Source organism: Bradyrhizobium sp. UFLA05-153, assembly GCF_054185185.1.
Window position 1 is genome coordinate 1 of sequence record NZ_JBBIAM010000326.1, and the last position, 933, is coordinate 933.

Annotated in this window: 2 protein-coding genes; both read left to right on the forward strand. The window is 61.5% G+C overall.

The features are described from left to right. Positions 1–443: ArsB/NhaD family transporter (locus Q2941_RS51690; protein ID WP_458197554.1), on the forward strand; the 443-nt coding region annotated here is incomplete at its 5' end. Between the two features lie 249 nt (positions 444–692). Beyond that, on the forward strand, positions 693–899 hold the full coding sequence (locus tag Q2941_RS51695; RefSeq protein WP_156944778.1) for a hypothetical protein: 207 nt from the start codon (positions 693–695) through the stop codon (positions 897–899). The last annotated feature ends 34 nt before the right edge of the window (positions 900–933 follow it).

The window sequence follows — 933 nt, forward strand, 5'->3', positions numbered from 1 at the left end:
TGTGTATAAGAGACAGGTCATGGAGCGTGCTGCCGCTCGTCGGCGGGCTCTTCGTGATGGTGGAGGCGCTGATCAAGACCGGCGTGATCGGCCATCTCAGCACGCTCCTGCATGAGGCTGTCGGACAATCCGTACCCAAGGCCGCCTGGAGCGTCGGGATTGCGACTGCGGTTGCCACCAACATCGCCAACAATTTGCCGGTGGGGCTCGTCGCCGGATCGATCGTCGCCAGCGATCACCTGCCCACATCCGTCGTCAGTGCCATCCTGATCGGCGTCGACCTGGGGCCGAATTTCTCGATCACCGGCTCACTCGCCACCATCCTATGGCTGGTGGCGCTGCGCCGCGAGAAGATCGAGGTCGGCGCCTGGCCCTTCCTCAAGCTCGGCCTGCTCGTGACGCCGCCGGCCCTGATCGCGGCACTCGCGGCCGCGATCAGATGAGCGTGGTCAGTCGTTCTCGCAGCCCCGAGGCATGACGAGATGAGGCGCGGCACGCGCCTCAACAAAAACATCGAAAACAACCCCATGCAAAGTAGCCGACGCCTGCCCGCGCCACGCCTTACGAATTTTCCGAATCCATTTGACACGTCGGGCAAATCGGAGGCATGATGCCATCATCGACCCAAGACGCCTGAACGAGGAACCATACCAAGCCGTTTGACGTTTCTACACCAGAGTGGAGGTCCCTCAATGAGTAGTGAGCGGGATAGCCACCATACCGCCATTGGATTTTTCATGGTTGCGGTGATTATCGCAATCCTCGCGGCATTCGTCACGACGCTTGAGCGGGTCGACACAAGGAGGGCTAACAACGAGACCCCGCCCGGCACGACCGGCCTCGCTAAACCACGCCCGCCGTTGGACCGCGCGCCAGGCCAGGCCGTCATCGGTAACTGAACGGCCACATATCCCGCGCGATTGAAACTGTTAT